This window comes from Pseudomonas sp. S37 (assembly GCF_016658545.1).
GTDB lineage: Bacteria > Pseudomonadota > Gammaproteobacteria > Pseudomonadales > Pseudomonadaceae > Aquipseudomonas.
The window spans coordinates 23197-48900 of the sequence record NZ_JACVZC010000023.1 but is presented as its reverse complement, the minus strand read 5'-3'; the positions used below and the strand labels follow the sequence as shown (position 1 = coordinate 48900).

General features: G+C 62.0%; 27 protein-coding genes and 1 other RNA gene. 8 read left to right on the top strand and 20 right to left on the bottom strand.

Features of this window, described 5'->3' with window-relative positions; all coding sequences use genetic code 11:
- Positions 1–4 precede the first annotated feature (4 nt).
- From mraY to rsmI, 9 genes are all read right to left on the bottom strand, one after another.
- Complete coding sequence (gene mraY, locus IAE39_RS10655; RefSeq protein WP_016498046.1) at positions 5–1087, bottom strand: phospho-N-acetylmuramoyl-pentapeptide-transferase; 1083 nt, start codon at positions 1085–1087, stop codon at positions 5–7.
- Positions 1087–2454: a UDP-N-acetylmuramoyl-tripeptide--D-alanyl-D-alanine ligase gene (locus IAE39_RS10650; RefSeq protein WP_201202052.1), complete on the bottom strand. Its 1368-nt coding sequence runs from the start codon at positions 2452–2454 to the stop codon at positions 1087–1089. Before IAE39_RS10650 ends, mraY begins: the two co-directional genes overlap by 1 nt.
- A complete protein-coding gene (locus IAE39_RS10645; RefSeq protein ID WP_201202050.1) occupies positions 2447–3934 on the bottom strand; it encodes a UDP-N-acetylmuramoyl-L-alanyl-D-glutamate--2,6-diaminopimelate ligase in 1488 nt (495 codons plus the stop codon). Before IAE39_RS10645 ends, IAE39_RS10650 begins: the two co-directional genes overlap by 8 nt.
- A complete protein-coding gene (locus tag IAE39_RS10640; RefSeq protein ID WP_201202082.1) occupies positions 3934–5682 on the bottom strand; it encodes a peptidoglycan D,D-transpeptidase FtsI family protein in 1749 nt (582 codons plus the stop codon). Before IAE39_RS10640 ends, IAE39_RS10645 begins: the two co-directional genes overlap by 1 nt.
- The gene (gene ftsL, locus IAE39_RS10635; RefSeq protein WP_012274065.1) at positions 5682–5975 is read right to left on the bottom strand and encodes a cell division protein FtsL; all 294 of its coding nucleotides are present in this window, start codon (positions 5973–5975) and stop codon (positions 5682–5684) included. The genes IAE39_RS10640 and ftsL overlap by 1 nt, the downstream gene beginning before the upstream one ends.
- The gene (gene rsmH, locus IAE39_RS10630; protein ID WP_431061563.1) at positions 5972–6919 is read right to left on the bottom strand and encodes a 16S rRNA (cytosine(1402)-N(4))-methyltransferase RsmH; all 948 of its coding nucleotides are present in this window, start codon (positions 6917–6919) and stop codon (positions 5972–5974) included. Before rsmH ends, ftsL begins: the two co-directional genes overlap by 4 nt.
- Positions 6916–7371: a division/cell wall cluster transcriptional repressor MraZ gene (mraZ, locus tag IAE39_RS10625; protein WP_004575120.1), complete on the bottom strand. Its 456-nt coding sequence runs from the start codon at positions 7369–7371 to the stop codon at positions 6916–6918. Before mraZ ends, rsmH begins: the two co-directional genes overlap by 4 nt.
- Before the next feature lie 307 nt (positions 7372–7678).
- Positions 7679–8038: RNase P RNA component class A (rnpB, locus tag IAE39_RS10620), an RNA gene on the bottom strand.
- A gap of 67 nt (positions 8039–8105) precedes the next feature.
- A complete protein-coding gene (gene rsmI / locus IAE39_RS10615) occupies positions 8106–8981 on the bottom strand; it encodes a 16S rRNA (cytidine(1402)-2'-O)-methyltransferase (protein WP_201202047.1) in 876 nt (291 codons plus the stop codon).
- A gap of 186 nt (positions 8982–9167) precedes the next feature.
- On the opposite strand from rsmI, the gene IAE39_RS10610 reads away from it, so the two are divergent.
- The 5 genes from IAE39_RS10610 to IAE39_RS10590 all read left to right on the top strand — a co-directional run bounded on the left by IAE39_RS10610 (position 9168) and on the right by IAE39_RS10590 (position 12993).
- Positions 9168–10985: a penicillin-binding protein activator gene (locus IAE39_RS10610; protein WP_201202046.1), complete on the top strand. Its 1818-nt coding sequence runs from the start codon at positions 9168–9170 to the stop codon at positions 10983–10985.
- On the top strand, positions 10985–11356 hold the full coding sequence (locus IAE39_RS10605; RefSeq protein ID WP_201202044.1) for a YraN family protein: 372 nt from the start codon (positions 10985–10987) through the stop codon (positions 11354–11356). The genes IAE39_RS10610 and IAE39_RS10605 overlap by 1 nt, the downstream gene beginning before the upstream one ends.
- Before the next feature lie 86 nt (positions 11357–11442).
- Positions 11443–12036 (top strand): phosphoheptose isomerase, encoded by a 594-nt coding sequence (locus IAE39_RS10600; protein ID WP_136913061.1) that lies wholly within the window; start codon positions 11443–11445, stop codon positions 12034–12036.
- Positions 12033–12611: a BON domain-containing protein gene (locus tag IAE39_RS10595; RefSeq protein ID WP_201202042.1), complete on the top strand. Its 579-nt coding sequence runs from the start codon at positions 12033–12035 to the stop codon at positions 12609–12611. The genes IAE39_RS10600 and IAE39_RS10595 overlap by 4 nt, the downstream gene beginning before the upstream one ends.
- A gap of 163 nt (positions 12612–12774) precedes the next feature.
- A complete protein-coding gene (locus tag IAE39_RS10590) occupies positions 12775–12993 on the top strand; it encodes a YgdI/YgdR family lipoprotein (RefSeq protein ID WP_201202039.1) in 219 nt (72 codons plus the stop codon).
- Positions 12994–13042: 49 nt separating this feature from the next.
- Here the strand turns inward: IAE39_RS10590 and IAE39_RS10585 are convergent, their stop codons facing one another.
- From IAE39_RS10585 to rplM, 7 genes are all read right to left on the bottom strand, one after another.
- Positions 13043–13471: a ClpXP protease specificity-enhancing factor gene (locus IAE39_RS10585; RefSeq protein ID WP_201202037.1), complete on the bottom strand. Its 429-nt coding sequence runs from the start codon at positions 13469–13471 to the stop codon at positions 13043–13045.
- Positions 13472–13481: 10 nt separating this feature from the next.
- Positions 13482–14105: a glutathione S-transferase N-terminal domain-containing protein gene (locus IAE39_RS10580; protein WP_201202035.1), complete on the bottom strand. Its 624-nt coding sequence runs from the start codon at positions 14103–14105 to the stop codon at positions 13482–13484.
- 117 nt (positions 14106–14222) lie between these two features.
- The gene (locus IAE39_RS10575; RefSeq protein ID WP_201202030.1) at positions 14223–15002 is read right to left on the bottom strand and encodes a cytochrome c1; all 780 of its coding nucleotides are present in this window, start codon (positions 15000–15002) and stop codon (positions 14223–14225) included.
- On the bottom strand, positions 15002–16213 hold the full coding sequence (locus tag IAE39_RS10570; RefSeq protein ID WP_201202079.1) for a cytochrome b: 1212 nt from the start codon (positions 16211–16213) through the stop codon (positions 15002–15004). Before IAE39_RS10570 ends, IAE39_RS10575 begins: the two co-directional genes overlap by 1 nt.
- On the bottom strand, positions 16213–16806 hold the full coding sequence (gene petA, locus IAE39_RS10565) for a ubiquinol-cytochrome c reductase iron-sulfur subunit (RefSeq protein ID WP_201202028.1): 594 nt from the start codon (positions 16804–16806) through the stop codon (positions 16213–16215). Before petA ends, IAE39_RS10570 begins: the two co-directional genes overlap by 1 nt.
- A 263-nt stretch (positions 16807–17069) precedes the next feature.
- Positions 17070–17462 (bottom strand): 30S ribosomal protein S9, encoded by a 393-nt coding sequence (rpsI, locus tag IAE39_RS10560; protein ID WP_003260797.1) that lies wholly within the window; start codon positions 17460–17462, stop codon positions 17070–17072.
- A gap of 14 nt (positions 17463–17476) precedes the next feature.
- Entirely contained in the window at positions 17477–17905 is a 429-nt protein-coding gene (gene rplM, locus IAE39_RS10555) for a 50S ribosomal protein L13 (RefSeq protein WP_003251819.1), read from the bottom strand.
- A 258-nt stretch (positions 17906–18163) separates the two neighbouring features.
- Between rplM and IAE39_RS10550 the strand changes: the two genes are divergently transcribed.
- Together IAE39_RS10550 and IAE39_RS10545 are read left to right on the top strand one after the other, a co-directional pair.
- Positions 18164–19204: an NADP(H)-dependent aldo-keto reductase gene (locus tag IAE39_RS10550; protein ID WP_201202027.1), complete on the top strand. Its 1041-nt coding sequence runs from the start codon at positions 18164–18166 to the stop codon at positions 19202–19204.
- Positions 19205–19479: 275 nt separating this feature from the next.
- The gene (locus IAE39_RS10545) at positions 19480–20400 is read left to right on the top strand and encodes a GlxA family transcriptional regulator (protein ID WP_201202078.1); all 921 of its coding nucleotides are present in this window, start codon (positions 19480–19482) and stop codon (positions 20398–20400) included.
- A 106-nt stretch (positions 20401–20506) separates the two neighbouring features.
- Here IAE39_RS10545 and zapE read toward each other — a convergent pair whose 3' ends face one another.
- The 3 genes from zapE to IAE39_RS10530 all read right to left on the bottom strand — a co-directional run bounded on the left by zapE (position 20507) and on the right by IAE39_RS10530 (position 23697).
- The gene (zapE, locus tag IAE39_RS10540) at positions 20507–21601 is read right to left on the bottom strand and encodes a cell division protein ZapE (protein ID WP_201202026.1); all 1095 of its coding nucleotides are present in this window, start codon (positions 21599–21601) and stop codon (positions 20507–20509) included.
- Positions 21602–21686: 85 nt separating this feature from the next.
- Positions 21687–23036, bottom strand: coding sequence for a tryptophan--tRNA ligase (locus IAE39_RS10535; protein ID WP_201202025.1), 1350 nt, complete (start codon positions 23034–23036; stop codon positions 21687–21689).
- Between the two features lie 25 nt (positions 23037–23061).
- Entirely contained in the window at positions 23062–23697 is a 636-nt protein-coding gene (locus IAE39_RS10530; protein ID WP_201202024.1) for an alpha/beta hydrolase, read from the bottom strand.
- A gap of 135 nt (positions 23698–23832) precedes the next feature.
- On the opposite strand from IAE39_RS10530, the gene IAE39_RS10525 reads away from it, so the two are divergent.
- Positions 23833–24270 carry a YhcB family protein gene (locus IAE39_RS10525; RefSeq protein WP_201202022.1) on the top strand — a complete coding sequence of 146 codons (438 nt, stop codon included), beginning with the start codon at positions 23833–23835 and terminating at the stop codon, positions 24268–24270.
- 162 nt (positions 24271–24432) lie between these two features.
- Here the strand turns inward: IAE39_RS10525 and IAE39_RS10520 are convergent, their stop codons facing one another.
- Positions 24433–25629, bottom strand: a complete 1197-nt coding sequence (locus tag IAE39_RS10520) for a methionine gamma-lyase (protein WP_201202020.1) — start codon at positions 25627–25629, stop codon at positions 24433–24435.
- Positions 25630–25704: the final 75 nt, after the last annotated feature.

The window sequence follows — 25704 nt, the reverse complement described above, 5'->3', positions numbered from 1 at the left end:
TCATCTACCTCAGTTTCAGGGTTGCAAGGCCAATCAGCACCAGGATCACGGTGATGATCCAGAAGCGGACGATCACCCGAGGCTCTGGCCAGCCCTTGAGTTCAAAGTGGTGGTGAATCGGCGCCATGCGGAACACGCGCTTGCCGGTCAGCTTGAAGGAGGCAACCTGGATCACCACCGACAGGGTTTCCACCACGAAAATGCCGCCCATGATGAACAGGACGATTTCCTGGCGCACGATCACGGCGATGGTGCCCAGCGCGGCGCCCAGTGCCAGTGCACCGACGTCACCCATGAACACTTGCGCCGGGTAGGTGTTGAACCACAAAAAGCCCAGGCCGGCACCGATCAGCGCACCGCAGAACACGATCAGCTCGCCCGAGCCCGGTACGTACGGAATCAGCAGGTATTCGGCGAACTTCACGTTACCCGACAGGTAGCAGAAGATGCCCAGCGCACCGCCGACCATCACCGTTGGCATGATTGCCAGGCCGTCGAGGCCGTCGGTGAGGTTGACTGCGTTGCTGGAGCCAACGATGACGAAGTAGGTCAGCACCACGAAGCCGACACCCAGCGGTATGGTGACGTCCTTGATGAACGGCAGGATCAGCGTGGTCTCCACGCTGGTCGGCGCGGTCTTGTACAGGAATACCGCCGCAGCCAGGCCAAACACCGATTGCCAGAAATACTTCCAGCGGCTTGGCAGGCCACGCGAGTTCTTTTCGATCACCTTGCGGTAGTCGTCGACCCAGCCGATGGCGCCGAACGCCAGGGTGACGATCAGCACCACCCAGACATAGCGGTTGCTCAGGTCGGCCCACAGCAGGGTGCTGATGGCGATGGCCGACAGGATCAGTGCGCCACCCATGGTCGGGGTGCCCGACTTGGACAGGTGCGATTGCGGGCCGTCGTTACGCACGGCCTGGCCGATCTGGCGAATTTGCAGGGTACGGATCATCCACGGCCCCAGCCACAGCGCCAGGGACAACGCGGTCAGTACACCAAGAATCCCGCGCAGGGACAGGTACTGGAAGACCGCGAAGCCTTTGTGGAACTGTTGCAGATACTCGGCCAACAGCAGCAGCATTAATGTTTCTCCCCGCTGGCACCGCACAATGCCGCCACGACGTTTTCCATCGCAGCGCTGCGCGAGCCCTTGATCAAGATAGTGGTGTCGCTGGCATGTTCGGCGCTAACCGCGTCGATCAGCTCAGCTTGAGTAGCGAAATGACGGCCATCGGCGCCGAACGCGTCGACCGCATGTTTCATGTTGGAACCCACTGCGTACAGGGCGTTGACCTTGCCACGCGCGTAGTCGCCCACCTGACGGTGGCCTTCTTCCGCCCATTGCCCCAATTCGCCGATATCCCCAAGCACCAGGACGGTGCGTCCGGAAAAGCCGGCGAGTATATCAATGGCCGCGCACATGGAGGTGGGATTTGCGTTGTAACTATCGTCGATCACCCGCACACCGTTTGGCGCGATTTGCGCCACGGTACGGCCCTTGACCGGTTGCACTGCAGCCAGGCCGGCGGCGATGCCGCTCAGGCTCAGACCAACGGCATGCGCAGCGGCAGCAGCGGCCAGGGCGTTGCTGACGTTGTGTTCGCCCAGCACATTGAGCTGTATATCTACCGTTTCACCTGCACCATGCAGCTTGAACGATGGGCAACCACGGGCATCGCGACCGATGTCGGTGGCGTAGAAATCGGCCTGCTTGTTGCTGCGCGCGAAACTGACGACCTTGTGCGCACCGGCACGGGCCTTCCAGATACCGAAGGCTTTGTCGTCAAGGTTGAGGATGGCGGTACCGCCCTCGCCCAGGCCTTCAAGAATCTCGCCCTTGGCCTCGACAATTTTCTCCGGGCCGCCGAACTCGCCCACGTGGGCGGTACCGGCGTTGTTGATGATCACCACCTGCGGTTGGGTCAGGCCGACGGTGTAACGGATTTCGCCAATGCGCGAAGCGCCCAGCTCGATCACTGCGGCGCTGTGCTCCGGGGCGATCTCCAGCAAGGTCAGCGGTGCGCCGAGGTCGTTGTTCAGGTTGCCGCGGGTGGCGTGCACCAGGCCCCGGGTACGCAGGATGCTGGCAAGCATCTCCTTGACCGTGGTCTTGCCGCTGGAACCGGTAATGGCCACCACTGGCTTGTCGTAGGCGGCGCGGTTCAGGGCGCCGAGCTGGCCCAGGGCCAGGCGGCAATCGGCAACCAGCAACTGCGGCAGGTCGACATCGGCGACTTTACGCTCGACCAGGGCAGCTACTGCGCCTTTGGCTTTTACATCAGCCAGGTAGTCATGGCCATCGAAACGCGGGCCGGTCAGGGCGACGAACAGTTGCCCGGCGCTGACGCTGCGGCTGTCGATGCTGACGCCGGTGAAGGTGGCATCGGCGCCGATTTGTTGACCCCTCAGTGCTGTGGTCAGCTGGCTGAGTGACAGCGGCTTAAGCATGTGGAGCCTCCCAGGCTGCAAGTGCCTTTTCGGCTTCGATCAGGTCGGAGAAGTCATGGCGTTCGCCATTGATCTCCTGGTAGTCCTCGTGCCCCTTGCCGGCCAGCACGATCACGTCGTTGGCAGCAGCAGTGGCAATCAGGTGCGCGATGGCTTCACCGCGACCCGCGACGAACTCGACACCGGCAGGTTTGGCGAAACCGGGGCGAATGTCGTCGAAGATGCGCAGCGGGTCTTCGGTTCGAGGGTTGTCGTCAGTAACCAGCACGCGATCTGCCAGGCGCTCGGCCACTTCAGCCATCAGCGGACGCTTACCGCGGTCACGGTCGCCGCCGCAGCCGAACAGGCACAGCAGCTTGCCGTGAGCGTGCGGGCGCAGGGCTTCGAGTACCTTTTCCAGGGCGTCCGGTGTGTGTGCGTAGTCGACCACCACCAGCGGCTTGTCGCCACCACCCAGGCGCTGCATGCGGCCGACCGGCCCCTGCAGCTTAGGGGTAACCTTGAGGATCTCGTCCAGTGCGTAGTCCAGTGCCAGCAGGGTTGCCACGGCAGCGAGCATGTTGCTCAGGTTGAAACGGCCCAGCAACGGGCTGCGCAGGATGTGCTCGCCTTGGGCGGTAACCAGCGTGGCGCGTACACCATCGTCGCTGAACACGGCCTGGCGGCAGAACAGCGAGGCGTCCGGGTTTTCCAGGCTATAGCTGAGCAGCCGGGTTTCGATACGATCGGTAAACGGTTTGCGGGCGAAATCGTCAGCCAGACGACGACCGAAATCATCATCCAGGTTGACCACCTGGCAACGCAGGCTTGGCCAGGCGAACAGCTTGGCCTTGGCGGCCTCGTAGGCCTGCATGCTGCCGTGGTAGTCGAGGTGGTCGCGGGACAGGTTGGTCATGACCGCGATGTCGAATTCCAGCGCAGCGACGCGGCCTTGCTCCAGGGCATGGGAGGAAACCTCCATGGCCACGGCTTTGGCACCGCCCTTTTTGAGGTCGTTCAGCGTGGCCTGCACGGCGATCGGGTCCGGTGTGGTCAGGCGACCGCTCTGCAGCTCGCCGTAGAAACCGGTGCCCAGGGTGCCGATCAGGCCGCAACGCTGGCCGAGCAGGTCAAGCGCCTGCGCCACCAACTGGGTGACGCTGGTCTTGCCGTTGGTGCCGGTCACGCCGACCAGGTTCAGCTGGCGGCTAGGTTCGCCATAGAAGCGCCCGGCAATGTCCGACAGCTGGGCGATCAGGCCCTTGACCGGAATCAGCGGCACATCGGTCAGCGGCAATACGTTGGCGCCCTGCTCTTCATAGGCCACTGCGGCAGCGCCACGGGCCAGGGCATCGGCAATGTGCTCGCGGCCATCGACCTTGGCCCCCGGCACAGCCAGGAACAGGTCACCCGGGCGCACATTACGGCTGTCCAGGGTCAGTTCACGGATCAGCGGGTCGCGGCTGGCGTGGGCGAACAGCTTGCTTAACGGCATTGTCATTATCCACGCCCTCCCTTGGCGGCTGCTGCGTTGACTTGCGGTTGCCCGGCAGGTGCCGGTGCTGCGGGTGGCGGCAGGTTGTCTGGCGGCACGTTCATCAGGCGCAGGGTGCCCGACATGACCTTGCTGAATACCGGCGCCGATACCAGGCCGCCGAAGTAACCGCCTTTGCCCGGCTCGTCGATGACCACGACGATGGCGTAGCGCGGGTCGCTCATCGGCCCGAAGCCGGCGAACAGCGAGCGGTAGGCGTTTTCGGTGTAGCCCTTGGAACCGACGGTGGCCTTACGTGCGGTACCGGACTTGCCGGCCACGTGATAGAACGGCACCTGGGCGCGGAACACGCCGCGCGGCGCTTCGATCACCTGCTGCAGCATGCCCTGGACGGTTTCGGCGGTTTCCTTCGGAATGGCCTGCACGGCTTCCGGGGCCTTGTCGACCTTGAGGATCGACAGCGGCACCATCTTGCCGTCGTTGGCCAGCGCCGCGTAGGCATGCACCAGTTGCAGCGCGGTCACGGACAAGCCGTAGCCATAGGACAGGGTTGCGGTTTCGGCCTTGCGCCACTCGCGGTGGTTAGGCAGGTTGCCGACGCGCTCACCCGGGAAGCCAAGGCCGGTGTACTGGCCCAGGCCGACCTGGGACATGACCCGGTAAATGGCTTCGCCGCCGATGTCGAAGGCGATCTTGCTCATGCCGACGTTACTGGAGTTGATCAGGATGCCGGTCAGGTCGAGGATCGGGCCCTCGCTGCGCGACACGTCCTTGATGGTGTAGCGGCCGATCTGCAGGCTGCCCGGGTACACCTCGACCTTGTCGCTGGGCTTCCATCGGCCGCTTTGCAGCGCCGCGCTCATGGAGATCGGCTTGACTGTGGAACCTGGTTCGAACACGTCGATGATGGCCCGGTTACGCATGGCCGCCGGGAACATGCTGCGGCGGTTGTTGGGGTTGTAGGTCGGCTGGTTGACCATGGCCAGGACCTCACCGGTCTTGACGTCCATGATCACCAGGCTGCCGGCCTTGGCGTTCTGTTCGGCAATGGCGTTGCGCAGCTCGCGGGTCGCCAGGTATTGCAGGCGCAGGTCTATCGACAACGCCAAGGTCTTCCCGGCCTTGGCGTTCTTGGTAACCTGGATGTCCTTGATCAGCCGGCCGCGCCGGTCCTTGATCACCTGGCGCTTGCCGGGCACCCCGGCCAGCCACTCGTCATAGGCCAGCTCGACCCCTTCGCGACCGTGGTCGTCAAGGTCGGTAAAACCGACCATGTGTGCGGTGACATCACCAGCCGGGTAGAACCGGCGGAATTCTTCCAGGCCATACACACCTGGCACTTTCAGGTCGAGTACGTGCTGGCCCTGCTCCGGGGTCAGGCCTCGGACCAGGTAGATGAACTCTTTGTTGGCCTGTTGGGTCAGGCGTTCGATCAACTGCTGCGGGTTTTGCCCCAGCGCTGCGGCCAGTTGCGGCCAGCGCTCCCTGGACGCCTGCATTTCCTTGGGGTTGGCCCACAGGGTGGTGACCGGGGTACTCACGGCCAAAGGCTCACCGTTGCGGTCTGTGATCAGGCCACGGTGTGCAGGAATGGGGATATGGCGCAGGCTGCGCGCATCGCCCTGGCCCTTGAGGAAGTCACGGTCAACCACCTGCAGGTCGATGATGCGCCAGCCAATGGCACCGACCATGATTGCCAGCAAGCCGATCACCACGCGGAAGCGCCACGGGTAGAGTGCGCCTTCGAGCTTCATCATGGCGCCACCATCCGCACTTCGTCAGCCGAAGGTACGCGCATCTTCAGCTGTTCGGAGGCGAGGTTTTCGATACGGCTGGCGGCGGTCCAGGTGCTTTGCTCGAGGATCAGCCGGCCCCACTCGGCCTGGGCCTTGTCGCGCTCGCTCAGTTCACCGTACAGGGTGTTGAGCAGCTGACGGTTCCAGTGCGCGCTGTAGGACACCGCAATGGCCGAAACCAGCACGCCAACGAACAGCAGAAGCATCAGGAAGCTTCCGCCTGGCAGGGGTTTGGCAAACAGCCTGCTCACCGCAACTTCTCCGCCACACGCATCACGGCGCTGCGCGAGCGTGGGTTGGCCTTGAGCTCGGCTTCGGAGGCGAACTGGGCCTTGCCGATGAGTTTGATCTTCGGCTCGAAGACTTTGTGTTGAACCGGCAGGTTGCGCGGCAGGTTGTCCGCCTCACCTTTCACCAGCTTGCGCATGAACAGCTTGACGATACGGTCTTCCAGCGAGTGGAAGCTGATGACCGCCAGGCGACCGCCGATTTCGAGCGCATCCAGTGCAGCCTCAAGACCGGTTTCAAGGTCACCCAGCTCATTGTTGACGTGGATGCGCAGCCCCTGGAAAGCGCGGGTAGCCGGGTTTTTGCCCTTTTCCCAGGCCGGGTTGGCCACCTTGAGCACTTCTGCCAGGTCGGCAGTACGGGTGAACGGCTGCTTTTCGCGGCGCTCGACCACGGCACGCGCCATGCGCCCGGCAAAACGCTCTTCGCCGTATTCCTTGAACACGCGGGCGATTTCTTCCACCGGTGCCGTGGCAATGAACTCGGCGGCACTGATGCCCTGGTCCGGGTTCATGCGCATGTCCAGCGGGCCGTCATTGAGGAAGCTGAACCCACGCTCGGGGTCATCCAGCTGCGGCGAGGACACACCCAGGTCCAGCAGCACGCCGCTGACCTTGCCGTGCAGGCCACGCTCGGCCACTTCCGCGCCCAGCTCGGCAAAGCTGCGCTGCACAATGACAAAGCGGCCGTCTTCGGCCGCCAGCGCTTGCCCGGTGGCAATCGCTTGTGGATCTTTGTCGAAGCCCAGCAGCCGCCCTTGCGGCCCGAGCTTGCTGAGAATAAGCCGGCTGTGTCCGCCACGGCCGAAAGTGCCGTCCAGATAGCAACCGTCGGCGCGCAGGGCCAATGCCTCGACAGCTTCGTCGAGCAGGACGGTAATGTGGTTGAAGCCGCTATCTATGGTCACAGGATCAGGTCACGCAATTCGTCGGGCATGGCGCCCGGTTGTTGAATAGCTGCAAGGTCGGCTGCCGAAACCGCGTTCCAGGCATCTTCATCCCACAGCTGGAATTTGTTCAGTTGCCCCACCAGCATCGCCTTCTTGTCGAGCTTGGCGTACTCACGCAGGCGGGGCGGCACCAGGAAACGCCCACTGCCATCGAGCTCCAGGTCAACCGCATTACCAATCAGCAAGCGCTGCAGGCGGCGGTTTTCCTCACGCAACGACGGCAAGGCACGCAACTTGGCTTCTATCTGTTCCCACTCATCGAGGGGATAAACACACAAGCAAGGGTCCACGGCGTCGATGGTCACGATCAGCTGACCATTGCAACGCGAATCGAGCTCGTCACGGTACCGGCTCGGCATGGCGAGACGGCCCTTGGCATCGAGGCTGACGGCGTTGGCTCCGCGGAACACGGCTGCGATTCCCCACAATGTTATCTTTTTTGTGCCAGAAAACCCACTTCATCCCACTTTCTGCCACTTGCGCACACTATAGGAATCCGCCCGCAGCACCGTCAAGGCACGTTCGGAAGGAAAAGCCTTACAGGACCGAGATTTAGCGTCACAAAAGAATGTGGAAGCATTACCAAAGAGAAAAAAACACGAGAAAAATCAAACCCACGCAAGCGAATGGAGTTCGAAGTTAAAGTGATTTATTAAGAGTAAGATTTTTTCGGTATTAGCAGAGGGGATCTGCTATCGAATCAAGCAGGAAGGAAAGGTGGAGAGTCGATCTGTAAGCCGGGTTTTGTCGAGGACAGTCATTCCTCTACGACGGCCATCACTGGACGCCTCTAGCAACCTACCCGGTTCCGACGCGGGCCACGCCTGATGGAACCCTATTTGGTCTTGCTCCGAGTGGGGTTTACCTAGCCACGAACTGTTGCCAGCCGTGCGGTGCGCTCTTACCGCACCTTTTCACCCTTACCGGCACCGAAGTGCTTAGGCGGTTATTTTCTGTGGCACTTTCCGTAGGCTCGCGCCTCCCAGGCGTTACCTGGCACTCTGCCCTATGGAGCCCGGACTTTCCTCCCCCATCTTTTGCGGAACAAAAGACGGCAGCGACTGTCCGATCGACTCTCCGCCGACAAGGTTAACGGCACACGCGCCCAAGAACAAGCGTTAACGGCATTTATATCAAACTGCCACTACTCAGCCTTCTGTTTATCCAGGGCAAGTTGATACAACAGGTTTTTGCGCACGCCGGTAATTTCTGCGGCAAGCGCCGCCGCCCGCTTCAGTGGCAACTCGGCCAGCAGCAGTTCGAGCACCCGCTGGGCCTCGGCACTGACCGCCTGCTCGCCTTCCGGCGCACTCCAGCCGCCCACCAGCACCACACACTCACCGCGCTGCTGGTTGCTGTCTCCCGCAACGAACGCACGCAACTCCGCCAGGGGCAGCCCCTTGAGTGTCTCGAAGGTCTTGGTCAGCTCGCGCGCCAGCAGCGCCGGGCGCTCGCCACCAAACACCGCCTCCATGTCCTCAAGGCATTCAAGGATACGGTGCGGCGCCTCATAGAAGATCAGCGTGCGCGGCTCTTCCTTCACCTGCTCCAGGCGCGCCCGGCGCCCGGCCTGCTTGGCCGGCAGGAAACCTTCGAAAATGAAGCGGTCCGACGGCAACCCGGCCGCCGACAGCGCCGCGATCAAGGCGCAGGCGCCGGGCACCGGCACCACACTCACACCGGCTGCCCGCGCCTGTCGCACCAAGTGGTAGCCCGGGTCGGAAATCAGCGGCGTACCGGCATCGGAGACCAGCGCCACATTTTCGCCGGCCAGCAGCTTGGTGAGAAAACGCCCGCCTTCATCACGCTCGTTGTGCTCGTGACAGGCCGCCAGTGGCGTATCGATACCAAAGTGTTGCAACAGGCGGATCGAATGGCGGGTATCTTCGGCGGCGATCAGCGCCACATCAGCCAGCACCTTCAGCGCCCGCGCGCTCATGTCGTCGAGGTTGCCGATGGGGGTTGCCACCACATACAGCGTCCCCACCGTGGATTTCGAAGCCCCTGCCACATCAGTCACTGCGCACACCTGTCATTCGGATCAAAGCCGCCATTGTAGCCCGAGCGCCTGCAACAGGGCGCAAAGAACTTCATCGTCGACCCGCGGCAAGCCACCTATAGTGAAGGATCGACACGGCAACATCGCGCCCCGGCCAGTGCTTGGGTACAATTGCCGGCCAACTTGATCGAGTAACAGGACCTTTACATGATCGCTTGCCTGCGGCTGCTCACAGCCCTCTGCCTCGCTGCCCTGCTGGCAGCCTGCGCCAGCTCGCCCTCATCCAGCCTGGGCGAACTGCCACGCACGCCGGACGCCAGCATCGAGCAACTGCTCGAGAAGGCTGCTTCCAGCAAGTCTGCGGAAGACGCCGCCCTGCTGCGCCTGAGCGCGGCCGACCTGGCCTACAAGCAGAAGGACTTCCCCCGCGCCGCACGCATTCTCGAGCAGGTCCCGCTGGACACCCTCAAGCCGGCCCAGCAAGTGTTCGCCAGCACCCTCGCTGCCGAGCTGGCCATGAGCCGCAACCAGCCCAAGGCCGCCCTGGCTGCCCTGGCCCACCCTAGCCTGCAGCGCGTTGCCGAGCTGCCGAAAGAGCAGCAAGCGCGCACCTACAACGTGCACGCCGCTGCCCTCGAGGCCGACGGCCAGGCCCTGGCTGCCGCACAGCAGCGCGTACTGCTGGCCCCCTTGCTCAGCGGCCAGGCCGCCAGCGCCAACAACGACGCCACCTGGGCCCTGGTCGCCTCCCTGCCGGCCGAGCAGCTGCAGCAGCCTGGCAACGACCAGACCCTGAACGGCTGGGCCAGCCTGGCCCTCGCCGTGAAAAGCGCCGGCACCCTCGAGCAGCAGCAAGCCGCCATCGAGGCCTGGGTCAAACAGCACCCGGAACACCCGGCCGCCCAACAACTGCCATTGGCATTGACCAAGCTCAAGGAGCTGGCCAGCCAACCGCTGACAAAGATCGCCCTGCTCCTGCCTCAGGAAGGCCCGCTGGCCGGCGTTGCCCGCGCCTTGCGTGATGGCTTCATGGCTGCGCATTTCCAGGCCCAGCAAGCCGGCCAGCCGGCACCTGCCGTGCAAGTGTTCGATAGCTCGCGCATCGGTTCGCTCGACGACTTCTATCGCCAGGCCCAGGCCGCCGGCGTGCAACTGGTGATCGGCCCGCTGGAAAAACCACTGGTCAAGCAACTGGCCAGCAAACCGCAACTGCCAATCACCACCCTGGCCTTGAATTACGCCGATGCCGGCCAGGTAGCCCCGCCGCAACTGTTCCAGTTCGGCCTGGCTGCCGAAGACGAAGCCCGCGAAGTAGCCCGCCGCGCCCGCGCCGACGGCATGGTCCGCGCCGTGGCGCTGGTGCCGAGCGGTGAGTGGGGTGACCGCGTGCTGGCTGCCTTCCGTCAGGACTGGGAAGGCAATGGCGGCACCGTGCTCGCCGCCCAGCGCATCGCCCAGCCCGTTGCCCTGGCCCAGCAAATCGCCGACCTGTTCCAGCTGCGCCAGAGCGAAGGCCGCGCCAAGAGCCTGCAAAGTACCGTAGGCGGCAGCATTGCCGCACAACCGTCGCGCCGCCAGGACATCGACTTCATCTTCCTCGCCTCGACGCCACAGCAGGCGCAGCAGATCAAGCCGACCCTGAACTTCCAGTACGCCGGTGACGTACCGGTCTACGCCACCTCCAACCTGTACAGCGCCAGCGGTGACGTCAACCAGTACAACGACATGAACGGCATCCGCTTCTGCGAAACGCCGTGGCTGCTCGACACCAGCAACAGCCTGCGCCAGCAGGTGGTTCAACAGTGGCCGCAAGCTGCCGGCAGCCTGGGCCGCCTATATGCCATGGGCGTCGATGCCTACAGCCTGGCGCCACGCCTGGGCCAGCTGAAAGCACTGCCGGACAACCGCGTCCAGGGCCTTTCCGGCAGCCTGAGCATAAACGCCAACCAGCGCGTCGAACGCCAGCTGCCATGGGCCGAATTTGCCGGCGGCCAGGTCAAGCGCCTGCCTGACACCCCGCGCTGATGGCCGCACCATCGCCAACCAGCGCCGGCCAGGCCGCAGAAACCCAAGCCCTTGCGTACCTTCAAGGGCAGGGCCTGCAGCTGCTGGCGCGCAATTGGCGATGCAAAGGCGGTGAGCTTGATCTGGTCATGCTCGACGCCGATACAGTAGTATTCGTCGAAGTCCGCTACCGGCTGCACGCGGCCTTCGGAGGCGCCCTCGACAGTATCGACGGGCGCAAGCAGAAACGGCTGGTGCTTGCCGCCAGCCTGTTCCTGCAAAAGGAGCCCCACTGGGGCAACCACCCCTGCCGCTTCGACGTAGTCGCCCTGCAGGGCAGCCACCATGCAGGCAGACCGCTTCAATGGCTGAAAAACGCCTTCGAATGCTGAACCCTCTTCGTATTTTTTGCTCTATGTATCGCGGGCTGGTCGTTGTTGCGCGCTGCAAAGGCCACCGCCCCACTTAAGGTCACCAGATGGACATGCAATCCCGAATTCGCCGGCTGTTCCAGGCCAGCATCGATACCAAGCAACAGGCGATGGACATCCTGGCACCGCACATCGAGCAGGCCAGCCTGGTCATGGTCAATGCGCTACTCAACGAGGGCAAGATGCTCGCCTGTGGCAATGGCGGCTCGGCCGGCGATGCCCAGCACTTTTCCTCGGAGCTGCTCAACCGCTTCGAGCGTGAACGCCCGAGCCTGCCGGCCATTGCCCTGACCACCGACAGCTCGACCCTGACCTCGATCGCCAACGACTACAGCTACAACGAAGTGTTCTCCAAGCAGATCCGCGCCCTGGGCCAGCCCGGCGATGTTCTGCTGGCGATCTCCACCAGCGGCAACTCGGCCAACGTGATCCAGGCGATCCAGGCCGCACATGACCGCGAAATGATTGTCGTAGCAATGACGGGGCGCGACGGCGGCGGCATGGCTTCGCTGCTGCTGCCCGAGGACGTGGAAATCCGCGTACCTTCGACGGTTACCGCGCGCATCCAGGAAGTCCACCTGCTGGCGATCCACTGCCTGTGCGATCTGATCGACAGCCAACTGTTCGGGAGTGAAGAATGACCCCTATGCGCCTCGGCCTGCTGGCCCTGACCCTGTGCCTGAGCGTCACCGGTTGCAGCTCGGTACTCACCTCTGCGCGCAATTCGCCGATTGAAGACGATCGCGGCACGCGCACCATCGGCAGCAAGATCGACGACTCGCTGATCGAAACCAAGGCCGCCGTGAACATTTCCAAGGCCAACCCGGACCTGGACAAGGGTTCGCACATCGTTGTCAGCAGCTACAACGGCATCGTCCTGCTGGCCGGCCAGACCCCGCGCGCCGACCTCAAGAGCCTTGCCGAGCAAACTGCCGGCCAGGTTCAACGAGTGAAGAAGGTGCACAACGAGCTGCAGGTGATGCAACCCTCCTCGATCCTGGCGCGTAACAACGATGCCTGGCTGACCACCAAGATCAAAACCCAGATGCTGACCGACAATGCCGTGCCCAGCTCGCGCATCAAGGTGATTACCGAGAACGGCATCGTTTACCTGCTCGGCCTGGTGACCCAGCAGGAAGCCAACTCGGCCACTGCTGTTGTGCAGGGCGTGTCGGGCGTGCAGAAGATCGTCAAGCTGTTCGAGTACATCGACTGATTCTTTAGCCTGCGCCGGCCTCTTCGCGGGTAAACCCGCTCCTACATGGTTCATCACCGGTCCTGAGCCTGGTGATGAACCATGTAGGAGCGGGTTCACCCGCGAAGAGGCCGGCACAGGCAACAGAGATGCTTCATTTTTTCAGAAACCCAGGAAACACCGCATGACAAAGCTTCTGCTGCCCGCCCTGCTGCTCGGCACCTTCGCCACCCTGGCCGGCTGCTCCACCCCAAGCCTGATCACCCTCAACGATGGCCGTGAATTCCAGGCTGTCGACGCGCCAAAGTTCGACCGTAACGCCGGCTTCTACGAATTCCAGCAACTCGATGGCAAGCGCACCCGCATCAACAAGGACCAGGTACGCACTATCAGCGACCTGTAACCCAATGCTGGCAGCAAAAAAAGGCGATCCATCTGGATCGCCTTTTTTGTTACTTGACCACTTTCAGGCTTGGCCGACCCGTCGGGCGTGGCGGCTGGCCACCGCCCTCTGGCGGGCCATCGTCGTCCGGCTGCACATCATCGTCTTCTTCCAGATCTTCACCATCGGGCGAATCCAGCTCAAAGACCATGCCTTGGCCGTTTTCACGGGCATAAATACCCAGAATGGCACCCACCGGCACGAACAGCGAATGGGCAACGCCACCAAAGCGGCCCTCGAAACTGACCGCGTCGTTGTCCATGTGCAGGCTGCGCACAGCACTTGGCGAGATATTCAGGACAATCTGGCCATCACTGGCGAAACCATCCGGCACCTGAACTTTCGGGAATTCGGCATTGACCAGCATATGGGGCGTGCAATCGTTGTCGACGATCCACTCGTACAATGCTCGAACCAGATAGGGGCGACTGGAGTTCATCAACAGCTCCTTAAAGCTTGCGCATTTCACGCTCTACGGAGGACAGGCTCGCCTGGAAAGGCTCGCGGGCGAACTGACGCTCCATGTAATCCAGCAGCGGCTTGGCTTGCCGCGGCAACTCGATACCCAACACCGGCAAACGCCAGAGTATTGGAAGTAGACAACAATCGACCAGGCTTTGCTCATCGCTCATGAAGCAAGCGAATTCATTGAACAGCGGCGAAACGCCGGTCAGGCTTTCGCGCAGTGCCTTGCGCGCCTCGTTACGGGCAGCCTCGCTGCTGCGCGAATCGAGCACGGTATCGGCCAGGGCACACCAGTCGCGCTGAATGCGGTGCATCAGCAAACGGCTATTGCCGCGTGCAACCGGGTAAACCGGCATCAGCGGCGGGTGCGGGTAACGCTCCTCGAGGTATTCCATCACCACGGTCGATTCATACAACGCCAGGTCACGGTCGACCAGGGTCGGCACGCTGCCGTAAGGGTTGACCTCGGCCAGCTTGGGCGGCAAGCGCGCAGGGTCGACATCGATGACCTGCACGCTGACGCCCTTCTCGGCCAGCACCAGGCGTACCCGATGAGAATAGTGATCAGCGGGGTCGGAATAGCAGGCTAACCTGTTGGTTGCGCCCATGTAGCGGCTCCTCGCACGGGATGCTTGTGCAACTGTAAATGAAAACGCGCCCGGGGCCCCCTGGCATTTCTACCAGGGCGCCCCGGGCGCGTTCAACAACCAGAAACTACTGCGTGATCAGTGCACGTCCTTCCAGTATTCACGCTTGAGCAAGTAGGCGAATACGAAGAAGAAAGCCAGATACAGCAACACATAGGTACCGATGCGCTGGCTTTCCAGTTTGACCGGGTTGGCCGAATAGGCCAGGAAGGTCACCAGGTTCTTGACCTTCTCGTCGAACTGCTCGGTGGTCAGGGTACCGGATTTCGGCGTGATGGTCAGCTGGTCACAGGCTTCGTGGGTGATCGGGCTGCCGGTCAACGGGTCGAATTGCTTCTTGCCATCGGTCACCGTCTGCACCTGCTTGCAGCCGATCACCTGGTTACCCTGCAGGCCGACCAGCACGTTAGGCATGCCGACGTTCGGGAACACCTTGTTGTTCACCCCGTAAGGCCGCGACGGGTCCTCGTAGAAGCTGCGCAGGTAGCTGTACAGCCAGTCGGTACCGCGCACCCGGGCAACCAGGGTCAGGTCGGGCGGCGCGGCGCCAAACCAGGTCTTGGCATCGCTCGGCTGCATGCCGATCTGCATGTGGTCACCGATCTTGGCGCCGGTGAACACCAGCTTCTCGAGCATCAGCTCGTGCGGGATACCGAGGTCATCGGCGACCCGCTCGTAACGCTGGAACTTGGCACTGTGGCAACCCATGCAATAGTTGGCAAAAGTACGCGCACCGTCCTGCATGGCGGCTTTGTCGGTCAGGTCGATATCGACCTTGTCCAGTTCCAGGCCGTGTTCGGCAGCGAAGGAAAAGGCAGGCATCACTGCCAGCAAAAATACTGCAATCAACTTTTTCATCAGCCAGTCACCCTTTCCGGAACCGGTTTGGTCTTCTCGAGCCTTGTGTAGAACGGCATCAGCAGGAAGTAGGCGAAGTACAACACCGTGCACACCTGCGACAGCAAGGTACGCCCGGGTGTCGGTGCCAGAACGCCCAGCACGCCGAGGATGACGAAGGCCACGCAGAACACCAGCAGGAAGGCTTTGCTGATCCAGCCTTTGTAACGCATGGATTTCACCGGGCTGCGGTCGAGCCACGGCAGTACGAACAGCACGGCGATGGCCGCGCCCATGGCAATCACGCCCATCAGCTTGTCAGGCACCGCACGCAAGATTGCGTAGAACGGTGTGAAGTACCACACAGGTGCGATGTGCTCGGGCGTCTTGAAGGCGTTGGCCTGCTCGAAGTTCGGTTTCTCCAGGAAGTAACCGCCCATTTCCGGGAAGAAGAACACCACGGCGCAGAACACGAACAGGAACACCACCACGCCGACAATGTCTTTCACGGTGTAGTAAGGGTGGAACGGGATGCCGTCCAGCGGGATACCGTTTTCGTCCTTTTTCTTCTTGATGTCGACACCATCGGGGTTGTTCGAACCCACTTCGTGCAGGGCAAGGATGTGCAGCACCACCAGGCCGAGGATCACGATGGGCAGCGCCACCACGTGCAGCGCAAAGAAGCGGTTCAGGGTGATACCCGAGATCAGGTAGTCACCGCGGATCCATTGCGTGAGGTCGTCACCGATCACCGGGATGGCACCGAACAGCGAGATGATCACCTGAGCACCCCAGTACGACATCTGACCCCACGGCAGCAGGTAACCCATGAAGGCCTCGGCCATCAGCGCCAGGTAGATCAGCATGCCGAACAGCCAGACCAGCTCGCGTGGCTTCTGGTAAGAGCCGTAGAGCAGGCCACGGAACATGTGCAGGTAGACCACAATGAAGAACGCAGACGCGCCGGTAGAGTGCAGATAGCGCAAGATCCAGCCGTATTCCACGTCACGCATGATGTACTCGACCGAGGCGAACGCCTCTTCCGCCGAGGGCGTGAAGCTCATGGTCAGCCATACACCGGTGACGATCTGGTTGACCAGTACCAGCAATGCCAGGGAGCCGAAGAAGTACAGGAAGTTGAAGTTCTTGGGCGCGTAATACTTGCTCAGGTGGTCTTCCCACATCTTGGTAGCGGGGAAGCGAGCATCAATCCAGTCCATGAACTTGCTCATCATGCGTTCTCCTGGTCGACGCCGATGACGACAATCTCGTCCGACTCGTATGAGTGCGGTGGCACGGGCAGGTTAAGAGGCGCCGGCTGCGACTTGTAGACACGGCCAGCGAGGTCGTAGTGGGAGCCATGGCACGGGCAGAAATAGCCACCCACCCATTTCGGACCCAGGTCGGCGGGTGCGACTTCCGGGCGAAAGGTGGGCGAGCAACCCAGGTGCGTGCACAGGCCGACGAGGATGAGCACTTCCGGCTTGATCGAACGCACTTCAGGGTCGACGTAGGTCGGTTGCACCGAAGCCTTCGACTCTGGATCAGAGAGTTCGCCGGTAATTTTTTTGAGGTTCCCGAGGATTTCCGGCGTTCGCCGCACGATGAATACAGGCTGGCCGCGCCACTCTGCAACCATCTGCTGCCCAGGCTCCACCTTGGCGATATTGACCTTCACCGGTGCACCTGCGGCTTTCGCCTTGGCACTGGGAAACCATGACCCCACGAACGGTACCGCAGCCCCCACTGCTCCCGCTGCCCCGACCACGGATGTCGCGGCTACGAGGAAGCGGCGCCGGCCTGCGTTGACGCCGTCATTGCTCATTCAGTCCTCTCCCATCAGCTTGCTTGGCCAGTTGGACCTGACCTGTACTTAGGTAATGTCTGTGGCACTAAAAATTGGCCGTCATGGTAAGAAACAAATCCACACACTGACAAGGTGATTACCCCTGGTCCGGGCTACAACCCTCGCTTTGCTTGATCTGCGTCTATGCGGCACGTGATCACCGACATGCTGACAGGTTAGTTCAAGGCAAAAAAAAAGCCCGGTTCCAAGGAACCGGGCTTTTTTCGACTGCCGAAGCGGTATTAACGCTTGGAGTACTGAGGACGCTTACGCGCTTTACGCAGACCCACTTTCTTACGCTCGACTTCACGAGCGTCGCGGGTGACGTAGCCAGCACGACGCAGGGCGCCACGCAGGGTTTCGTCGTATTCCATCAGGGCGCGGGTGATACCGTGACGGATCGCACCGGCCTGACCGCTGACACCACCACCGGAAACGGTGACGTAGATGTCGAACTTCTCAACGGTTTCGGTCAGCTCGAGTGGCTGGCGAACAACCATGCGAGCGGTTTCGCGACCGAAGAACACGTCCAGAGAACGGTTGTTGATGGAGATGTTACCAGTACCCGGACGCAGGAATACGCGAGCGGTTGCGGTCTTGCGACGGCCAGTGCCGTAATTTTGAGTCGCCGACATAATGAACTATCCCGTTAGATCTTCAGTTCTTGAGGCTGCTGAGCAGTGTGTGGGTGAGCAGCACCCGCGTACACTTTCAGCTTGCGGTACATGTCGCGACCCAGCGGGTTCTTAGGCAGCATGCCTTTAACCGCGGTTTCGATAACACGCTCAGGGGCCTTGGCGATCAACTTCTCGAAGTTGATTTCCTTGATACCGCCCGGGAAGCCGGAGTGGGAGTAGTACATTTTGTCGGAAGACTTGGCACCAGTCACACGAACCTGCTCGGCGTTGATAACGACGATGTAGTCGCCGGTGTCAACGTGAGGGGTGTATTCTGGTTTGTGTTTGCCACGCAGACGGGTAGCGATTTCGGTAGCCAGACGACCCAGGGTCTGGCCAGCGGCGTCGACTACGAACCACTCGCGCTTTACTGTTTCCGGTTTAGCAGTAAAAGTTTTCATTCTCTAAAGCCTCAGAGGCCGCCCAGCGAAAAATAGACGGCGAATCTTACTGGATAGTGCACATCTTGCCAAGGGCAAGCGCGCAGCCGAACACAGACGCTTTTGGGGGCTCGGGTCGGGCACGCCAATGTTCGACGGGGTTCTTCCTGCGTGATGGTGCATCACTTCCGCCACGCGGAGAGGGGCTGAATTATCCAGATTGCGCGAAAAATTTCAACCTGCTTTGATGAGCTTCTATTGCCAAGGAGTGTTTACCCGATGGAATACCGCCAGCTCGGCCGAACCGACCTCAACGTCAGCGCCCTGTGCCTGGGCACCATGACCTGGGGCGAACAGAACGTCCAGGCCGAGGCCTTTGCACAGATTGCCCGGGCCAAGGCCGCCGGGATCAACTTCATCGACACCGCCGAGATGTACCCGGTGCCGCCGCGCCCGGAAACCTACGCCGCCACCGAACGCATCATCGGCAACTGGTTCCGCGAGCATGGAGACCGCGATGACTGGGTGCTGGCCAGCAAAGTCGCCGGCCCCGGCAACGGCATCAGCCACATCCGCGACGGTCAGCTCAAGCACAACCGCCAGCACATAGTCGCGGCGCTGGACGAAAGCCTCAAGCGCCTGCAGACCGACCGTATCGACCTGTACCAGTTGCACTGGCCAGAGCGCAGCACCAACTTCTTCGGCAAGCTGGGCTACCAGCACCTGCCGCAGGACCACTTCACCCCGCTGGAAGAAACCCTTGAGGTGCTCGACGAGCAGGTGCGCGCGGGCAAGATCCGCCACATCGGCCTGTCCAACGAAACGCCGTGGGGCACCATGAAGTTCCTGCAGCTGGCCGAAAGCCGTGGCTGGCCGCGGGCGGTGTCGATCCAGAACCCGTACAACCTGCTGAACCGCAGCTTCGAGGTGGGCCTGGCGGAAGTGGCCATCCGCGAGCAGTGCGGTTTGCTGGCCTATTCGCCGCTGGCATTCGGCATGCTTTCGGGCAAGTACGAGAACGGTGCACGGCCAGAGAACGCGCGCCTGACCCTGTTCAGCCGCTTTGCCCGCTACTCCAACCCGCAAACCGTGGCGGCCTGCAGCCGTTATGTGCAACTGGCCCGCGATCACGGCCTGGACCCGGCACAGATGGCGTTGGCGTTCGTCACGCGGCAGCCGTTCGTGACCAGCAACATCATTGGTGCGACCAGCCTGGAGCAGCTGGACAGCAACCTGGCCAGCGCTGAGCTGAACCTGAGCGACGAACTGCTGGCGGCGATCGAAGCGATTCATCAGGAGCAGCCGAACCCGGCGCCTTGAGCGTAATCCTGTACCGCCCTCTTCGCGGGTGAACCCGCTCCCACAGGATCCCCGCAGCCCTCAAGACCTGCGCAGTACCTGTGGGAGCGGGTTCACCCGCGAAGAAGCCAGTGCGGTGCTGCGGGCTAGACACAATCGCCAAAAAATAAGACGATCCAGCCGGTGATTGACCACTCTACCCTATAAGAACAATGACAATGATGTTTACCCAACCCTCCGCGTCGCTGCGGCGCGTCAGCATCCTGGCCATTGACAAGGTGTTCGCTTCTACCTTGATGCAGGCCAAGGACTTCTTCCACCTCGCCAGCCTGCGTTACAGCAAGCAGCTGGGCCTGGGCTTGCAGCCCATGTTCGAGATCCGCCTGGTGAGCCCCGATGGCCAGCCCGTGGACAGCTTCAGCAATGTGCAACTGCCGGTCGACGGCGGCCTGGACGACGCCGACGTGATCATCCTGCCGGCCTACTGGGACGACTTCGACAACCTGTTGCAACGTTATCCACAGGTGCTGCCGTGGCTGCGCGACCAACATGCGCGTGGCGCGGTGCTGTGCGCCGAAGCCAGTGGCGTGTTCTGGTTGGCCGAGTCCGGCCTGCTCGACGGCAAGGAGGCGACCACTTACTGGCGCTTCTTCAGCAGCTTTGCCGAACGCTTCCCGAACATCCGCCTGAACCAGGACAAGCACCTGACCGATGCCGACAATATTTACTGTGCTGGCGGCGCCACTTCGGCCTGCGACCTGTACATCTACCTGATCGAGCGCTTCTGCGGCGCCAACGTGGCCCGTGCGGTGTCGCGCGACATCCTGTACGAAGTGCAGCGCAATTACACGCCGGGGCGCATGGGCTTTGGCGGGCAGAAGCTGCACCAGGACCTGATCATCCTGCAGATCCAGCACTGGCTGGAAGAGCACTTCGCCGACAAGTTCCGCTTCGAGGACGTGGCGCGCAACCACGGCATGAGCATCCGCAACTTCATGCGCCGCTTCCAGGGCGCAACGGGCGACAAGCCGCTGCACTACCTGCAACGGCTACGCATCGAGACGGCCAAGGGGTTGTTGTCGAGCACGCGCAAGAGCATCAAGACCATCAGTTACGAGGTTGGTTATGACGATGCCAGTTTCTTTGCGCGGTTGTTCCGCCAGCATACCGAGCTGTCGCCGAACCAGTATCGGCAGCAGTTCATGCAAGAGGCTTGAGGGCTTCCAGCAGCTGCAAGTTTCAAGCTGCAAGCCACAAGAAAAAGCCGGAGCAATTCGCGATCTGCTTTTTCTTGTAGCTTGCAGCTAGAAGCTTGCAGCTGCCTTAAGGCTTGTGCGCGCGCGACAAGAACTCGTGCGACTGCATCTCCAGCAACCGGCTCAGGGTACGCTGGAACTCGAAAGCCAGACGCCCACCGGTATACAGGTCCTTCAGCTCAACCTCGGCCGAGATGATCAGCTTGACGTTGCGGTCGTAGAACTCATCCACCATGTTGATGAAACGGCGGGCGATGTCGTCGGTGGTCACACCCATCTGCTCGACGTTGCTCAGCAGCACGGCGTGGAAAATCTTGCCCAGCTCGATGTAGTCGTTCTGGCTGCGTGGCCCGTCGCACAGGGCGCGGAAGTCGAACCAGGCGACGTCGTCGCAGGTACGCAGGGCATTGATCGGGCGGTTCTCGATCATCAGCACGTCGTTCTCGACCGCCTGGGTGCACTCAGGGGTCAGCGCCTTGAAGCTGGCACGCATGCTCTGGTGCGCGGCGTCGTTAAGCGGGTAGTGGAACAGTTCGGCCTGCTCCAGGTGACGCAGGCGGTAGTCGACCCCGCTGTCGACGTTCACCACGTCGGTGTACTGCTTGATCATGGCGATGGCCGGCAGGAAGCGCGCACGCTGCAGGCCGTCCTTGTACAGGCCGTCCGGCACGATGTTGGAAGTGGCCACCAGCGATACGCCGTTCTTGAACAGCTCTTCCATCAGGGTGCCGAGGATCATCGCGTCGGTAATGTCCGAAACGAAGAATTCGTCGAAGCAGATCACCTTGGCTTCTTCGCTGAAACGCTTGGCGATGATGGTCAGCGGGTTCTTTTCGCCCTTGAGGGTGCGCATTTCCTCATGCACACGCTTCATGAAGCGGTGGAAGTGCGTGCGCATCTTCTGCTTGAACGGCAGCGCCTCGTAAAAGGTATCGACCAGGTAAGTCTTGCCTCGCCCTACCCCGCCCCAGAAATAAAGGCCCTTGACCGGGGTCTGCTCCTTCTTGCCGAACAGCTTGCCGAACACGCCCGGCTTGTTGTTCTGCGCCTGCACCAGGTCGTCGTACAGGCGCTGCAGGTGACGCACCGCAGTTTCCTGCGCCGCGTCATGGAAGAAGTCGGGACGTTTCAGATCTGCTTGATATCGTTCTAGGGGCGTCATGATTTCGTTAGCGAGGCAACAAAAAACGGGCCGTCACTGTAGCGACAGGCCCGCTTAATGGCAATCAGACTTGCGTCAATATGCCTCAGTCCTGCTGTGGCGCCAGGGCTTCGCGCAGGCTTTCGATAGCCGAATCACGGGCTTCAGCGCTGTCGAACTGCGGCCCGTCGGCAACCTGCTCGCCGTTCAGCCACAAGCCGAAGCCCAGGCCTTCAACGCGTACATCGGCCTCACCACCCTGCTGCAGCTGCTTGCTCACCGCGCCGGCACTCTTGCCGTCGGCGAAGCTGCGCGACAGCAGCAGTTGCTCGCCGTCGGCGGCCAGCAGGCGGAAGCGGAAGCTGCCGTCTTCGTCACGGAAGCTGACAAAACGCGCGCTCTTGGCGGCTTTTTTCTTCACTTCGGTGTTGGCCTGCACGCTGGTGCGGAACGAACGCAGGCCAACGGCCTCGCGCAGCTGCTCTAGGAACGGCGTGGCGATCTTGCGGGCCTTGGCAGCGCCGGCCAGCAGAATGTCTTCCAGGTCCGCCGGACGGGCGATCAGCTGGTGGTAGTACTCGCGCTTCTCGGCCAGCTGGCCGTCCAGCAGCTGGAACAGGCGCTGCTTGGCGTCGCCCCAGCCCAGGCCCTGCAACAGCTCTTCGCGGAATTCGCTGCACTGCTCCGGCGTCGCGAAGGCCTGGTACAGGGTGAACAGGTGCGAGTTGTCAGGGTCTTTCGCCTCGCCCGGCGCACGCGAGTCGGTGACGATGCGCGAGATGGCGTCCTTCATGTCCTTGGCGCTGGTGAACAACGGGATGGTGTTGTCGTAGCTCTTGGACATCTTGCGCCCGTCCAGGCCCGGCAGGGTCGCCACGCTCTCTTCGATTACCGCCTCTGGCAGGGCGAAGAAGTCCTTGCCTTGGCCGAACAGGTGGTTGAAGCGCTGGCCGATGTCGCGGGCCATTTCCACGTGCTGGATCTGGTCACGGCCGACCGGCACCTTGTTGGCGTTGAACATCAGGATGTCCGCAGCCATCAGCACCGGGTAGCTGAACAGGCCCATGGTCACGCCGGCATCCGGGTCTTCGCCGGCTTCCAGGTTCTTGTCTACCGAAGCCTTGTAGGCGTGTGCGCGGTTGAGCAGGCCCTTGGCTGCAACGCAGGTCAGCAACCAGGTCAGCTCGGGAATTTCCGGAATGTCGGACTGACGGTAGAAGGTCACCTTGTCCGGGTCCAGGCCACCGGCCAGCCAGGTGGCGGCGATTTCCAGGCGCGAACGCTGGATGCGCAGCGGGTCGTCGCACTTGATCAGGGCGTGGTAGTCGGCCAGGAAGTAGAACGAGTCGGCACCGGGCTGCTGGCTGGCACGGATCGCCGGGCGGATGGCGCCGGCGTAGTTGCCCAGGTGCGGAGTGCCGGTGGTGGTGATACCGGTAAGAATGCGCGTGGTCATGGGTGTTCGCTTATTCAGGCTTGGCTCAGTTCGAAAGGCGCGGCAGCAGCAGATCCTTCAGATCGGTCAGCTTGCCATGGAAGAAGTGTCCGCATTCTGCCACTTTCAGCAGCTCATGGGGGCGCGACAGGCTGTAGGACCAATCGTAAACCAGCTGCGGCGCGACCACTTCGTCGGCATCCGGCTGCACAACGGTGATCGGGCACTGCTGCGGCAGCGGGAATTCATCGGTCAGGCGCATCACCGCCGGGGCGATCATGAACAAGTGCTGCAGGCTCACCCCGGCGGCCTCCAGGCGGCCAGCCAGGCTGGTGGCGACAAAACCGCCGAACGAGAAGCCCATCAGTACCAGCGGCAGTCCGGGGTGCTTGCCACGCAGCCAGGCCGCGGCAGCCTCGGCATCGGCCACTTCGCCAGCGCCCATGTCATGGCTGCCGGCACTCTGGCCAACGCCTCGGTAGTTGAAGCGCAGGGTCACATAGCCGGCATCACGGGCGGTGCGCTGCAGGGTCGAGACCACCTTGTTGAGCATGGTGCCGCCCTGGACCGGGTTGGGGTGGCAGATCAGCACCGCGCCGCGGGCGTCGGCCACGTCCAGGTACAAGGCTTCCAGCTGGCCGCAGGGGCCATCGATGAACAAGGGGGTTTCGCGGACAAGCAAGGCACTACTCCGTGACCTCAGGAGGGGTCGATTCGTCTAGGTGAGGAATTCTGTTCTGATTTGCGATCGCTCGCGGTATACAGCGCAGGTCTGAGCCGTTAACGTAAAGCAAAGCCGTTTATAGAGGAAGGACTCGTGGAACTCTCGCTCCTTGTTTGGTTGTTGCCGACCTTGGCCCTGGTCATTGGTGTAGTAGTTGGTTTCGTCGTGGCCCGCCTGCTGCCCAATGCCGCGCCGAGCAGCACCCAGCGCCAGCTGGATGAAATGCAGAAGCGCTTCGACAGCTACCAGAACGAAGTGGTGACCCACTTCAACAGCACTGCGGTACTGGTGAAGAAGCTGACCCAGAGCTACCAGGATGTCCAGGACCACCTGGCCGACGGCGCCAACACCCTGGCGCTGGACGAACTGACCCGCCAGCGCCTGCTGGCCGCGCTGCACTCCGAAGGCAGCCAAGGCCCGCGTGACCGCCTGACGCCGCCAAAGGACACTGCGGAAGTGCCACGCGACTATGCGCCGAAAGTGCCGAACTCGCCGGGCATGCTTGACGAGAGCTACGGGCTCAAGCGTTGATCCGCTGAACATGAAAAAGGCCTCGCGAGAGGCCTTTTTTGTGGGCTGGATTCACTGGCCTCTTCGCGGGTAAACCCGCTCCTACAGGTACGGCGCCGCATTTGAAACTTGTTCGGACCTTGTGGGAGCGGGTTCACCCGCGAAGAGGCCGGCCCAAGCAACCTAGCTGCAAGCCTGCAACGCCTGTTCGACATCCGCCAGCAGGTCTTCCACATCCTCCAGCCCCACCGACAGCCGCACCAGCCCCTCCGAGATCCCGTGATGCGCCCGCTCCTGTGGCGTATAGCTGGAGTGGGTCATGCTCGCAGGGTGCTGCGCCAGCGACTCGGCATCCCCCAGGCTCACCGCCCGGGCAAACAGCTGCAGTGCGTTCATGAACCTGCGCCCGGCCTCGATACCTCCTTTCAGCTCAAAGGCAATCATCCCCCCCGGCAAACGCATCTGCCGCTGTGCCAGTTCATACTGGGCAAACGACGGCAAACCTGGATAGTGAATCAGCTCCACCTGCGGCTGCCGCGCCAGAAACTCGGCCACCTGCCGGGCATTGGCGCAATGCCGGTCCATGCGCAGGGCCAGGGTCTTGATGCCGCGCATCAGCAGCGCCGCATCATGCGGCGACAGCACCGCCCCGGTCATGTCTTTCAGCCCCTCCAGGCGAATACGGTCGATCAGCGCCTTGCGGCCCACCACCAGGCCGGCAGTAATATCGCCATGGCCACTGAGGTACTTGGTGGCCGAATGCACCACCAGGTCCGCCCCCAGCTCCAGCGGCCGCTGCAGGTAAGGCGTGCAATAGGTGTTGTCGACCACCACCCGCACATCATGCCCGCGCACTGCCTCGACAACCGCGGCAATGTCCACCAGTTGCATATTGGGGTTTGCCGGGGTTTCGAAGTAGATCATTCGCGTTTTACTGTTGATCGCCGCTTTAAGCGCCTTGGCATCGTTAAGGTCGACATGGCGAATCTTCACCCCGAATTCGCCAATGCCGTGGTGCAAAAAGGCAAAGGTGCAACCATACAAGGTGCGACCGACGATCATCTCATCGCCGGGCCGCAGCAAGGTCCAGAGGGTCGAGGTAATCGCGCCCATCCCCGACGCCAGCGCCAAGCCTGCCTCACCGCCCTCCAGCGAAGCCATGCGCTCCTCCAGCAGGGCCAACGTGGGGTTGGAGATGCGGCTGTAGAAATGCCCTGCCACCTCCCCGGCGAAGCACGCTGCGCCGTATTCAACAGTGGGAAAAGCATAGGTGGCGGTCTGGTAGACCGGCGGCACCAGTGCGCCACCGTGGGACAGCGGGTCGTAGCCATGGTGAATGGCTCGCGTGGAAAAACCGGTGTTGTTATGGGAGTCGCGCATGGCAACAGCCTCTTGTGGTTTGCTATAAGCTTATGCCACCGAGCTGCCCGATTTTTTCCAAAATAGCCCACGCAT